Source organism: Rhodococcus sp. ARC_M12, assembly GCF_022810385.1.
GTDB classification, from domain to species: Bacteria; Actinomycetota; Actinomycetes; order Mycobacteriales; family Mycobacteriaceae; genus Rhodococcoides; species Rhodococcoides navarretei.
The window spans coordinates 181233-194676 of the sequence record NZ_JALGQI010000001.1; the positions used below are offsets into that span (position 1 = coordinate 181233).

The following is a 13444-nucleotide window of genomic DNA, read 5'->3' on the forward strand; positions in this document are numbered from 1 at the left end:
TCAGTGGGTCGTGAGTTCGGTCAGTCGAGCCCGGGCGGCATCGATACCGGCTGCGATTCCGGCGACGTCCGACCCCGACCCCTGAGCAAGTTCGGGCTTACCACCGCCTCGGCCCCCGATGCTCGGGCCGAACGACGCCACCAGCTCGCCTGCGGCGATGCCGGCCTCCTGGGCGGCCTTGTTCGCCGAGACGACGAACGGAACCTTCCCGCCGACCGTGCCGAACAGGACCACCACGGCCGGATCGGTGCCGAGCCGTCCCCGGATATCGGTGACCAGCGTGCGCAGGTCGTTGCCGCCGACCCCGTCCGGTGCCTGCGAGATCACCGCACGCACGTCACCGAATCGCTCGGCTTTGCCGGCGAACTCACCGGCGGAGGCCAGCACAGCAGCGGCCTTGACCGAGTCGAGTTCCTTCTCTGCGACGCGCAGGCGCTCGACCAGGGTCTCGATGCGAGCCGGGACCTCCTCGGAAGGCACTTTCAGCGTGGACGCGATGCCGGCCAGCAGCGCGCGTTCCTTGGCCAGGTAGCGGTAGGAATCGAGGCCGACGAATGCTTCGACGCGGCGCACTCCCGAGCCGACCGACGATTCACCGAGGATGGTGACCGGGCCGATCTGCGACGAGTGCTGCACGTGCGTACCACCGCACAGTTCCATCGAGAACGGTCCGCCGATCTCGACCACGCGCACTTCGTCGCCGTAGTTCTCACCGAACAGGGCCATCGCGCCCATCTTCTTGGCACTGTCGAGGTCGGTGACGAGGGTGTTGACCGCGAAGTCCGAGCCCACCGCATCGTTGGCGACGTTCTCGATGTCGTCGCGCTGCGCCTCCGAGAGCGCGCCCTGCCACGAGAAGTCGAACCGGAGGTAGCCGGGCTTGTTCAACGAACCCGCCTGCGTCGCGTTCGGCCCGAGGACCTGTCGTAGTGCCGCATGCACCATGTGGGTGCCGGAGTGGCCCTGGGTCGCGCCCTTGCGCCAGGCGTGGTCGACGTCGACGTGGACGGTGTCGCCCTCGGTGATCTGACCCGACTCGACCACGGACTTGTGCGTCCAGAGCTTCTTGGCGATCTTCTGCACGTCGTTGACCTTGACGCCGAGGCCGGGCGCGGTGATCGTGCCGATGTCGGCGATCTGGCCACCGGACTCGGCGTAGAGCGGGCTGCGGTCGAGAATGATCTCCACCGAGTCTCCCGCAACCGCGGTCGGAACGCGGACGCCGTTTGAGATCAAGGCCAACACCGTTGCGTCCGAACCGAGTTCGTCGAATCCGGTGAACTCGGTCGGCGCACCGTCGACGAAATCCCTGTAGACCGTGAGGTCCGCGTGTGCGTGCTTGCGAGCGCGGGCGTCGTCCTTGGCGCGGTTGCGCTGCTCGGCCATCAACGACCGGAACCCGTCCTCGTCCACCGACAGACCCGCCTCGGCAGCCATTTCGAGCGTCAGGTCGATCGGGAAGCCGTAGGTGTCGTGCAGCGCGAACGCTTCGGCACCGCCGATCTTCTTCGCGCCCGACGCCTTGACCGCCTCGGCAGCACCCTCGAACAGTCGTGAACCCGAGGTGAGGGTCTTGAGAAACGCCGTCTCCTCCCCCACCGCAACGGTGAGGATGCGGTCGAAGTCGGTGACCAGGTTCGGGTACGACTCGGCCATCGTGTCGCGCACGACGGTGACGAACTGCGCCATCGTCTCGTCGGGTGCCCCAAGCAGCCGGGCCGATCGCACGATGCGGCGCAGCAGCCGGCGCAGGACGTACCCGCGACCGTCGTTGCCGGGATTGACTCCGTCGGAGATCAGCAAGGCTGCGGTGCGTGCATGGTCGGCGATCACGCGGAAGCGAACGTCGTCGTCGTGGTTGCTGCCGTAGGTGCGACCCGAGAGCTCCTCGGCCTTGGCGATGACCGGCCGCACGAGATCGGTCTCGTAGACGTTGTCCACGCCCTGCAGCAGGAACGCGACGCGCTCGACGCCCATGCCGGTGTCGATGTTCTGCTTCGGCAGCGGACCGAGGATCTCGAAGTCGTCCTTGCTGATCCCCTTGCCGCGCTCGTTCTGCATGAACACGAGGTTCCAGATCTCGATGTACCGATCCTCGTCGGCCTCGGGACCGCCCTCCGCGCCGAACTCGGGTCCGCGGTCGTAGTAGATCTCCGAGCACGGGCCACACGGTCCAGGAATGCCCATGGACCAGTAGTTGTCGGCCATTCCACGGCGTTGAATGCGCTCGTCGGGCAGACCAGCGATTTCCTTCCAGAGTTCGATCGCCTCGTCGTCGTCGAGATACGCGGTGGCCCAGATGCGCTCGGGGTCGAACCCGTACCCACCGTCCTCCACGCTGTCGGTCAACAACGACCAGGCGTGCCGAATCGCGTCCCGCTTGAAGTAGTCACCGAAGGAGAAGTTGCCTGCCATCTGGAAGAACGTGTTGTGGCGGGTGGTGATACCGACGTTCTCGATGTCGAGGGTGCGCACGCACTTCTGAACACTCGTCGCCGTCTTGTACGGCGGCGTCTGCTGACCGAGGAAGAAAGGAACGAAAGGAACCATGCCCGCATTGACGAACAGCAAGTTCGGGTCGTCGAGGATCAACGACGCACTGGGTACTTCGGTGTGCCCCGCCTTCACGAAATGGTCGAGGAAACGCCTGCGGATCTCATGGGTCTGCACGGATACAGGTTAGCGTCCGAGACCCTGTGCCGACTCGAGGGCCTATCGGCCTCGGATGATGCGCCGCAGTTTGCCCACCCTGGTCGCGATTTCGCGCTCGGCACCGTGTTCGGTGGGCTCGTAGTAGTTCACGCCCACCAGCTCGTCCGGCGGATACTGCTGCCCCAGCACGCCGCCGGGACTGCTGTGCGGATACCGATACCCGACGGCGTTTCCCAGTCCCTGCGCTCCCTTGTAGTGGCCGTCGCGCAGATGCGGCGGCACCGATCCCGACTTGCCTGCCGCTACGTCGGCCATCGCCGCACCGAGAGCGCCGATCACGGCACCGGACTTGGGCGCAGTCGCCAGGTGAATCGTGGCCTGCGCCAGGGCCAGCCTCGCCTCGGGCATCCCGATCATCTGCACCGCGCTGGCAGCGGCCGTCGCGATCTGCAGCGCCGTGGGATCGGCCATCCCGATGTCTTCGCTGGCATGCACCACGAGACGCCGAGCGATGAAGCGCGCGTCCTCGCCTGCCGTGATCATCCGCGCCAGATAGTGCAGGGCGGCGTCGACATCGGACCCTCGGATCGATTTGATGAACGCACTGATGACGTCGTAGTGCTGATCCCCGTCGCGGTCGTATCGCACGGCGGCCTTGTCGACGCTGGCCTCGACCGTCGCGAGGTCCAGCATCCCGTCGGTCGCGGCACCCGCTGCTGCCTCGAGAGCCGTCAGCGCTCGGCGGGCATCGCCGGCCGCGAGGCGCACCAGATGGTCCATCGCGTCCTCGGCGATGGTCACCGCACCGTCCAGGCCGCGCGGATCGTTGGCGGCTCGCGTGAGCAACAACTCGATGTCCTCGGACCCCAGCGGCTGCAACTGCAGAACCAACGATCGAGACAGCAGTGGTGACACCACCGAGAAGGACGGGTTCTCGGTGGTCGCAGCCACCAACAGCACGATCCGATTCTCGACGGCGGCGAGCAGTGCGTCCTGCTGCGTCTTGGAGAACCGGTGCACCTCGTCGATGAACAACACCGTCTGCTCGCCCGAGAGCAGTCGACGACGCGCCAGTTCGATGACGTTGCGCACCTCTTTGACTCCGGCGGAGAGGGCCGACAGCGCCTCGAACTTGCGTCCGGTTGCCCCCGAGATCAACGAGGCGAGCGTCGTTTTTCCGGTTCCCGGCGGACCGTAGAGCATCACCGACGACGCACCGGAGCCCTCGACGAGCCGGCGCAGCGGCGCACCGGGAGCCAGCAGATGAGATTGTCCGACCACCTCGTCGAGGGTCGTGGGACGCATTCTCACCGCCAGCGGCGCGTCGGGTCTGACGTAGGTCGACGTCGGACGGGATTCGGCGATCGTCGTGTCCGGCTCGGCAGGCGTGTCGAAGAGTCCGTCGTCGCCGAACTCGTCGCTCCCCGAGATGTCCCCGCCCGAGATGTCACTACCGATGCCGCCGCTCACCGATTTCACGCTACCGATCGAACCGCCGGAAACGCGAACGATGTCGGTCTCAGTGTTCCCACTTGCTGCGCAGAGCAGTCACGACCGACGCCGCGTACTCGGCGATTCCGGTCTCGCCCCCGCGCGCAGCACTGTCGGCCAGCACCGACCACCGAGAGATCAGCGCCTGCGACCTCGGAACCGACAGGTGGTGCGCCCGCGCCGCCGCGATACGGGTGTGGTCGTCGGGCAGGAACCAGTAGGTGCTCAGCCATACCCAGATCAGACGCGCATCGAGAATCTTGCTCGCCAGCGTGGTGTCGTCCCCCAACGCGGGCCAGATGCCCACCACTTCCGAACGCCACGCATCGATCATCGCCTGTTCGCGGTCGTGCGAGAGCTCGAAGCTGCAGAGGCAACCGGGGAACGACGCCAACGCGTAGGTGATGTCGAGGGTGGCGTCGCGGAAACCGCCCCACTCGTAGTCGAGGAATCGCACGCCCTCGTCGTTGACGATGATGTTGTCGGGGCACAGATCGGACGGGCTGAACGCACGGAACGCTCCGTGCGCGAACAACCGTCCACTGCGGGACACGCGATCGAGAATGGCATCCGGGGTCGTTCCGACGCCCAGGTGATCGGTGAGCAGGCCAGGGACCTCGGCCAGCGCGTCGGGTATCTGGGCGGAGATCCCGTCGGTGGAGTCGGGCTGCCCCACCCGGCGCAACAGAGCGGCGAAGTCGTCCTCGCGGCCGACGGTGGCGGCGTGCATGCGGCCCAGCGCCTGCGCCATGGCCATCAACGAATTGGTGACCGCGGCCTCGTCCGAGTTGCGCAGCAGAGTGGTGATCGGACTGGCGTCGCCGAGATCACTGAGCACGAGCAGCCGCGCGTCGAGATCGTAGGCGTGCAACTCGGGTCCGGGCCTGCTGTCGGTGGCCAGAGCGTTGGCGAATTGGTACGACGCTGCCTCACGCAGGAAGGCGCTGGAGCCTGAGATGTCGGCGAGTTCGGCGTGCAGTTCGGATTCGGCGGGTAGCTCACGAACCTGCTTGATCACCAGGGTGCGGGGCAACTGAAACGGGTTCTCGGAGACTCGGACTCGCAACACGACGGCTTGGCCGCTACCCCCCAGATTCACGGGGTCGATCAACGTCACCGGAGCTCCGGTGCGTCTGGTGAGGAGTCGCTGAGCTGCTGCTACTACCTCTGATACAGGGTCTGCAAGTGTTGCGGTCATCGATGTCCAAGCTACCCGTTCGGTGCGTTCTGCTGTGCTGTGTCGGTGACTACGAATGAGACACGATTGACCGTTTTGCGGCATTCTTCGGTCCACATCCCCAGATTCGACCAGGTGGTCGGTTACCCCCGAGCCACAGAAGTATGCCGGGTTCGCTACTGCGGTGCAACGTCCACCGACACGGCGATGGTGCTTTCCTCCGCTTCGGTGTAGATCACCCCTCGCAGGGGTGGTACGTCCGCGTAGTCGCGCCCCCATGCCACGGTCGCGTACCGCTCGTCGACCAGCTGGTCGTTGGTTGGATCGAAGGCGAGCCACCGATCGTTGGGCATCCACACCGCAGCCCAGGCGTGGGTCGCGTCGACCCCGATCATCCGCTCCTTGCCCGGCGGAGGTTCCGTTGCCAGATATCCCGACACGTACCGCGCCGCCAGACCCTGGGACCGCAAGCAGGCGATGGCCAGGCGCGCGAAGTCCTGACACACTCCCGATCGGGCGGCGAGCACGTCGACCACGGTGGTCGAGACCGTCGTCGATCCGGAGAGGTACCGAAAATCGGTGAAGATCCGATGCGTCAGATCGACGACGACGTCCGCGAGGGGACGACCGGGCCAGAAGCTGGGCGCCGCGTAGGCGCGCACCTCGTCGGTGATCTCCGGAGTCGGCAGATCCAGGGCGAACTCCACAGCCGACGCGCGAGCCGGGTCCGCAGGCAGGCTCGAATCGAACATCGCCATCCGAGCGGACTCCCAGGACTCGGTCGCCGGCCACGACGTAGTCTCGTCCACCGGACGCGGATACACCTCTACGAGCGAATCTGCCGTGACCACCAACTTCTCGTGGTCGTGCGTCACGTGGAAGTACACGTCCTCGTTGCCGTAGACGTCCACGCCGAACGATTGATCGGTGGGTGCAGGCTCCACGGTGACCGACTTCTCCACACAGTGCTGCCCGTCCATGTCGCGCGGCGCGAGAAATCCCCGCCCGTAGGACGAGGTCACGCGATCGGAATACGTGTAGGTGGTGATGTGCTTGATTCGATAGCGACGACTCATCACCGCACTCCGTTCGCAGTTCGGACGTTCGAGCTGCCCCACAGCGGCTGCGTGCCACCGGGCAACGACATGTGCGTCGCGAGAACCACGCGAGAGAGCTCCTCGAGCGAATCGTGGATGCCGTCCACCAGCTCGAGCATCTCCACCCGTCGGCCGTTCGCGTCGACCGATTCCAGGTCGCCCGGGTCGACCCTGCGAAGCCGCACCCGCATCTGTTCGACGAGTTGCTCCGGCCGCGAGGTACCCGAGGCATCGGGCAACGAACCGAGGTCGTCCCGAAGCCGATCGAGCTGGTAGACCAAGGCGCGGGGGTTGCCCTCGTCGAACAACAACAGCTGCGCCACGGCCGCCGGGCGCGCACGCCCGCTGTTGCGCCTGCGGTAGATCACCGAGGACTCGGCGGCGGACAACACCGAATCGATGACCGCCTGCTCGGTGGACGGCGTGAGAGCGTGACTGAGCGTTGCCGAGAGCAGCGCTGTCAGCTGCAGACCGCGCTCGATCCGCTTACCGGCGTCCATCAAGTACCAGCCCGCGTCTCGCACCATCGATTCCGACGCCAAACCGGCCAGTGCGAGCAGACCCCGCAGCACACTCGACTGCGACGACGCCAGCTGGGCACCGTTGTGAATCGGTGATTCCGCCAGCTCCTCCAGCGCGGTGTCGATGCGGTTCAATACCGCCCAGGTGTCGTTCGAGAGCTGGTCGCGTACCGCACGGGCAGCTTGCTGCATCCGGTCGACCGATTGCGCCAGCGAACCCATCCGCGCCGTCGAGAGCATCAGTGAGCGCATCTCGACGGTCGCATCGTCGCGGTTCTTCTCGTCGAGGAATCCCGGCCACGTGCGCGAGACCTTCGTGACCGCTTCCAGAAGAATCGGCAGACTCTCGCTGCCTTCGAGCCATGGCATCGAGCGGTAGTCCTGATTGCGTTCGCGCGCCGCGATCAACAATCGAGTCATGTCCTCGGCACGTTCGCTGTAGCGGCCGAACCAGAACAGGTCGCCGAGCACGCGCGGGGAACTGACGACATCGATATTCGACGCGGCGTAATGCGGCAGCTCCTCCACCGTGGCGGGCGGTGTGTGCGGCGCCGAGTCCGCCGGGGTGACGCGCTCCACCGACTTGACCCAGACGTCCTTCGACGCCACCGTGATGAGCGGATCGGTGACCGGTGCGGTGAGCACCACCTGCCCCAGACCGCCGCGCATCGGCGTGTACCCGCCCCGCTGTGCAACCGTGAACAGCCGCATCCCCACCTGCGCCGGGGCAACCGACAACTGTGCCCCTGTCCCGCCTGCGATCGACGACCCGACCGGAGCCAACGAGAACTCGGGAACCTCCTGGCCGGTCCACTTCCACGGCTCGGCGGCGATTCGATCCCACAGCTCCCTGGCTGCGACGTCGGTGAGATCGTGCCCCACCACCGTGCGGCGCGAGGTGGTCGACCGCAGCACCAACGAACGCAGCCGATTCTTCATGTGCGAGAGCTGAATCGGGTCGCCGCCCCAGTACGTGTGGACCGAACCGAGGATCAGATCCTCGTCCAGCAGGGCCCGGGTCAACGCCGGCAGCAACGGAAGCAGAGCCGGGTTCTCCAGCACGCCACTACCCAGAGTGTTGACAACGCTCACAGCCCCGCGCCGCAGCACCTCGACCAAACCGACGACACCCAGATGCGAATCCGGACGCAGATCGAGTGGGTCGGCGAACTCGGCGTCGACGCGGCGTAGCACCACATCCACCCGGCGCAGCGTGCCGAGCGACCGCATCCACAAGCAGCCGTCACGAACCACGAGATCGGCATTCTCCACGAGAGGAAAACCGAGAACCGTTGCGAGATAGGACTGATCGAAGGCCGTTTCGGAGTGCGAACCGGGACTGAGCACCACCACGACCGGATTCTCGGCCGACGCGGGCGCGGCATCGCGAAGCGCCAACCGCACCGCGCGAGCGAACGTCGAGAGCGGCCTTGGATTACTCGCCTGGAACAACTCCGGCATGGCGCGTGACATCACTCGCCGGTCTGCCAGCGCGTAGCCCACACCGGACGGTGCCTGCGTACGGTCGGCGATCACTCGGAACTGGCCGTCGGACTCGCGGGCGACATCGGCGGCATGCATGAACAACTGATGCGGCCCGGGAATGGTGATCGCGTGCGCCGTCCGCAGATAACCCGGGTTGCCGAAGACCAACTCCGGCGGGATCAATCCGCGACGAATGGTTTCCTGGGCACCGTAGATGTCGGTGAGCACGGCATCGAGCAACATCGACCGCTGGACCACACCGGCTTCCAGACGATCCCACTCGTCGGCCGCGACGAGCAACGGAACACTGTCCAACCCCCACCGAACAGCACTGGGCAACGCCTCGCTGCCACCCGACGGAATCGGGTTGTATGTGATGCCATGATCGTCGACCAGGCGACTGACACGGGACTGCAGAGTCTGCATCGCCCCCGGACCGGCCTCCCGCATACCGTCGACCAACTCCGCCCAATGCGGACGGACGGCGTCGTCGGCGTCGAGCATCTCGTCGAACCGATCGCCGCGACCGGTCACGGCCTCGCGCCGACCGCGATACGCGAGCCACGGCGACCCGGCTCCACTCGAGACATCGTCGTTCCTGCCGGCTCCACTCAGGGTGGTATCCACGGGCACCATCGAGCCGTTGTTCCTTCCGTCGGTCGATATCGCTCCGCCGCCGAACGTTCCGCTGTCAACGGAACCATCCGATAGGCGTCGGACCGAGATCGCTACCGGTCGACTCGTTCTCCTGTGCAGTCGCGCGTCAGGACGTGATGACTCCGGTCCGGCGCAGGTCGAGCATGCCGGGCGCGGACACATCGATCGCCTGGCGAGCGTGCATCTCGAGCAATCTTGCTACGTCCACCTTCCCCGAGGTGAACCCGCCCTCCTCGAAGCGGCCGTTGCGGCGTGCCTCGGCTTCCACCGAATTGACCGGGGGCCCCTCGTACGAGCGCCCTCCCGGGTGCACGACGTGATACGAGCACCCACCGACCGCACGTCCGGTCTGCATTTCCACCAGATCGAAACGCAGTGGACTCTGCACCTCGATCGTCGGATGCAGAGCGCTCGGCGGTTGCCAGGCGCGGTAGCGCACACCGGCCACCTGAACGTCCTGCCGCTCGGTGCGCAACATCGGCACCGGCACCCCGTTGCACGTCACCATGTAGCGACCGGCATCGGCTCCGGCCACCTGAACCTGAATCCTCTCCACCGACGAGTCCACGTACCGTGCGGTGCCCGAGGACGTCGATTCCTCGCCGAGGGTGTTCCAGGGTTCGATTGCGCCGCGCAGTTCGATCTCGGCGTCACCGACCACCGTGGTCCCGATCCTGGGAAATCTGAACTCGGTGAACGGGTCGAGCCAACTGGTGTCGAAGTCGATTCCGTGCTCGCGCAGGTCCTCGACAACGCGGCCGATGTCGTTGATGACGAAGTGCGGAAGCATGTAGCGACCGTGCAGGTTGGCACCGTGCCGGATGAGAGGTGCCTTCAACGGGGTGTCCCAGAACCGCGAGACCATCGATCGCACGAGCAGCGACTGCACCATGGCCATCTGATGATGCGGCGGCATCTCGAATCCGCGCAGCTCGAGCAGTCCCAATCGGCCGCGGGTGGAGTCAGGGCTGTAGAGCTTGTCGATGCAGAACTCGGCCCGGTGCGTGTTGCCGGTGATGTCGGTGAGCAAGTGCCGCAGCGCTCTGTCGACGACCCAGGGCGATGCCGATCGGTCGGCCCCGGTGAGTCGCTCGATCTCGCTGAACGCCACTTCGAGTTCGTAGAGCGATTCCTCTCGCCCCTCGTCGGCGCGTGGAGCCTGCGACGTTGTTCCGATGAATCGGCCCGAGAACAGATACGACAACGACGGGTGCCGTTGCCAATGCGTCAGCAACGACACCAGCAGGTCGGGTCGACGCAGCACCGGCGAATCCACCGGCGTCACGCCACCGAGAGTGATGTGGTTGCCGCCACCCGTTCCCCGCGTCGTGCCGTCGTTGTCGAATCCCTCCGTACTCAACCGGGACCTGCGAGCCTCCAGGTACAGACGCTCCATCAACTCGTTCTGTTCGGCCCACGAAGACGTCGGTTGAACATTGACCTCGATCACACCTGGGTCCGGTGTGACGGTCAGTGTCTGGATTCGAGGGTCCGACGGCGGACCGTAGCCCTCGATGACGACAGGTGTATCGATGCTCGACGCCGCCTGCTCGACGCGCGAGACGAGGTCGACGAAATCGTCCAATCGATCCATCGGCGGCATGAACACGTGCAGGACGCCGTCGCGGACTTCGGCAACCAGGGCCGTGACGGCGGTGCCGCCGACCCCGGACGTCTCGTTCACCAACTGCGCGTATCGCGACTCGGCCGGATTCACCGCACGCGGCGGTTGCTGCGTCAATTGCGGAGTGGGTAGTGGGGGTTTGGGCGCGGTGGGGTCGGCCGGATTCTCGACCGGCCCGCCGTCCCAAGAGATCGCCCGAAGCGGCAACCGTAGGCCCGCGGGAGAATCGCCCTCCAACAACACTATTCGACCGCGTCGCAACTTCCAGTCCGAGCTCTCCCAGCCGGCACCGTCCTCGGTACGCGAGATCGGTAACACGAATGCCGCCGGCTCGTCGGTACTGGCGTCGAGCCGTTCGAGGAGAAGTTTTCTCGCGTCCGCGGAATCTGCTCCAGGTTCGAGATCGTCGGCGTCGGCCGGTGGGTCACCGTAAGGCTGGCGCACCAGATCCAACAGCTTGACGAGCGGGTCCTCGTAGGCCGGACGCGCTTGCGAGGCAGGCAGACCCAAGCCCTCGACCAATCGGTCGATCAGTTGTTGCGACGCCGAGTTGCCCACCGGCTCCGGGCGAAGGTCCTCCGCCAACCAGGGATCTGCGATCAGATCGGAATCGTGCCACAGGGCCTGGCCGTCGGTCCGCCAGAACAATCCCACCTGCCACCGCGGTAGCGGCTCACCGGGGTACCACTTGCCCTGGCTGCGCTGCACCAGCCCGTCCGGCGCGTAGATGGTTCGAAGCTTCTCGGCGAGAACACTTGCCCGCTCGCGCTTGTGCGGTCCATCGGCAGTGGTGTTCCACTCGGGCGCTTCCTGATTCTCGATGGCAACGAACGTCGGCTCACCGCCGACCGTCAACCGAATGTCCTGATCGAGCATGCGCTGGTCGATCTTCTCGGCCGTGGCCTCGATCGACTCCCACTGCCCTGCCGTGTACGGCAACGTCGTTCGCGGATCCTCGTGCACGCGGACGACGGTGTTGGAGAAGTCGAGTTCTGCCTTGCACTTGCTCGTCGCACCGGAGATGGCGGCGGCGGTCGACGGATGCGGCGTCGCCGACAGTGGGATGTGGCCTTCGCCGGCGAACAGCCCCGAGGTCGGATCCATCCCGACCCAGCCCGCGCCCGGTAGATAGACCTCGGTCCACGCGTGGAGATCGGTGAAGTCCTCCATCGGTCCGGAGGGGCCGTCGAGCGACTTGACGTCCGAGGACAACTGGACCAGGTAACCCGAGACGAAGCGTGCTGCCAGACCCATCTGACGCAGTACCGACACCAGCAACCACGCCGAATCGCGGCACGACCCGACGGCGGACGTCAGAGTCAGGTCAGGGGTCTGCACTCCGGGTTCCATCCGCACGGAGTACCCGACGTCCCCCATGACGGCCTGGTTTGCCATCACGAGAAAGTCGATGGTGCGCAACAACTCTCCGCGTTCGACGACGGCGGCCTGAAGTTTCTCCACCCATGCCGACACCACCGGACCCGGTCCGGTTCCGGCCTTGCCCTCGTCCACCGGGCGCAGGTACGGCTCCAGATCGGGCAGGTCGTGGTCTTCGTAGGCGAAACCGAAGTGCTCGGCCCATTCCTCGACGAAGAAGTCGAGGGGGTTGATCGACGCCATGTCCGCGACGAGTCCCACGGTGATCGACAGGTGGTCGGTGCGCTCGGGGAAGACGACCCGAGCGAGGAAGTTCCCGAACACGTCCTGCTGCCAGTTGACGAAATGCTCCGCCGGTTCGATCTTCAGCGAGTACGCCTCGATGGGCGTACGCGAGTGCGGTGCAGGCCGCAAGCGAATTTCGTGCGGAAAGATCTTGACGGTGCGGTCGAATTGGTAACTGGTGCGGTGTTCGAGTGCAACCTTGATGCCCACGGCGAGCCCCTCGTGATAGTCCCGGTATGGGTAGAACACCCAACCCTAGTAGGACGGGGCCCGGTGCGCTCGGCGAGGAATCGTGTCCGAAACGTGCACCCCGATGACGTGTGTAGTGCTTGACACGCACTTCGTGCTGCGGTTCGCTCAGCGGGAATCGAGTCTTCGTTCGACGCACGCCACACTTTGCAACCAAAGGGAATCTCGTGAGCGACAATCCACCCAACGGACCGCAGTACGGCTCCGATCCGAACCAACCCCAGTACCCCACCGATCCAGCCTCCGGATACCCGCCGCCCGGCAACTACCCACCACCCGGTAGCTATCCACCCCCTGGCAACTATCCACCACCGCCGGTCGGCGGTAACGCAGCGTTCGGAATGGGCTCGCAGCTGCCCGGCGGCGCGCAGCCCGGCAGCCTCGGGTCTCGTTTCGCGGCGCGCTTCGTGGACGGACTGATTCTGGCGGTCGTCCAGGTCATCCTGTACGTGATTCTCCCGAGCGGGTTCATCGGGTCATTCTTGTTCGGTCTCGCGTCCGCGCTCCTCGGGTTCGCCTACTTCACGCTGCTCGAGTCCTCCCGCGGCCAGACATTCGGTAAGCAGGCTCTCGGCCTGCGCACCGTCGGCGCAGGAGGCGGACTGCCCACTCAGGCCGAGGCGGCCAAGCGCAACGCCTTCCTGCTGCTGAACATCGTGCCGCTGCTCGGCACCGTCCTGCTCATCGTGGCGTACATCGGCATTGCCGTGACCATCAATTCGAGCCCCACCAAGCAGGGCAAGCACGACGAGCTCGCCGGCGGAACCCAGGTCATCAGCGTCTCGTAACACCCCGTCCACGCACGAGCGGACCTCCTGAATTCAGGAGG

7 protein-coding genes are annotated in these 13444 nt (G+C 65.8%); 1 reads left to right on the top strand and 6 read right to left on the bottom strand.

Going from position 1 to position 13444, the window contains the following annotated elements; translation table 11 throughout:
* From alaS to MTX35_RS00835, 6 genes are all read right to left on the bottom strand, one after another.
* Window positions 1-2670 carry an alanine--tRNA ligase gene (gene alaS, locus MTX35_RS00810; RefSeq protein ID WP_243593142.1) on the bottom strand — a complete coding sequence of 890 codons (2670 nt, stop codon included), beginning with the start codon at window positions 2668-2670 and terminating at the stop codon, window positions 1-3.
* 42 nt (window positions 2671-2712) lie between these two features.
* A complete protein-coding gene (locus MTX35_RS00815; protein WP_243593143.1) occupies window positions 2713-4122 on the bottom strand; it encodes a replication-associated recombination protein A in 1410 nt (469 codons plus the stop codon).
* Window positions 4123-4171: 49 nt separating this feature from the next.
* Window positions 4172-5341 (bottom strand): kinase, encoded by a 1170-nt coding sequence (locus MTX35_RS00820; protein ID WP_243593144.1) that lies wholly within the window; start codon window positions 5339-5341, stop codon window positions 4172-4174.
* Between the two features lie 155 nt (window positions 5342-5496).
* Window positions 5497-6396: a transglutaminase family protein gene (locus MTX35_RS00825; protein WP_243593145.1), complete on the bottom strand. Its 900-nt coding sequence runs from the start codon at window positions 6394-6396 to the stop codon at window positions 5497-5499.
* Window positions 6396-9059, bottom strand: a complete 2664-nt coding sequence (locus MTX35_RS00830) for a circularly permuted type 2 ATP-grasp protein (protein WP_243593146.1) — start codon at window positions 9057-9059, stop codon at window positions 6396-6398. Before MTX35_RS00830 ends, MTX35_RS00825 begins: the two co-directional genes overlap by 1 nt.
* 127 nt (window positions 9060-9186) lie before the next feature.
* On the bottom strand, window positions 9187-12576 hold the full coding sequence (locus MTX35_RS00835) for a DUF2126 domain-containing protein (RefSeq protein ID WP_243593147.1): 3390 nt from the start codon (window positions 12574-12576) through the stop codon (window positions 9187-9189).
* Between the two features lie 206 nt (window positions 12577-12782).
* Between MTX35_RS00835 and MTX35_RS00840 the strand changes: the two genes are divergently transcribed.
* On the top strand, window positions 12783-13403 hold the full coding sequence (locus tag MTX35_RS00840; RefSeq protein ID WP_243593148.1) for an RDD family protein: 621 nt from the start codon (window positions 12783-12785) through the stop codon (window positions 13401-13403).
* The last annotated feature ends 41 nt before the right edge of the window (window positions 13404-13444 follow it).

Bases quoted from the DNA above. Each gene is read 5' to 3' on its own strand.
- MTX35_RS00830 (WP_243593146.1), bottom strand. From the start codon at position 9,059: ATGGTGCCCGTGGATACCACCCTGAGTGGAGCCGGCAGGAACGACGAT.
- MTX35_RS00820 (WP_243593144.1), bottom strand. From the start codon at position 5,341: ATGACCGCAACACTTGCAGACCCTGTATCAGAGGTAGTAGCAGCAGCT.
- MTX35_RS00825 (WP_243593145.1), bottom strand. From the start codon at position 6,396: ATGAGTCGTCGCTATCGAATCAAGCACATCACCACCTACACGTATTCC.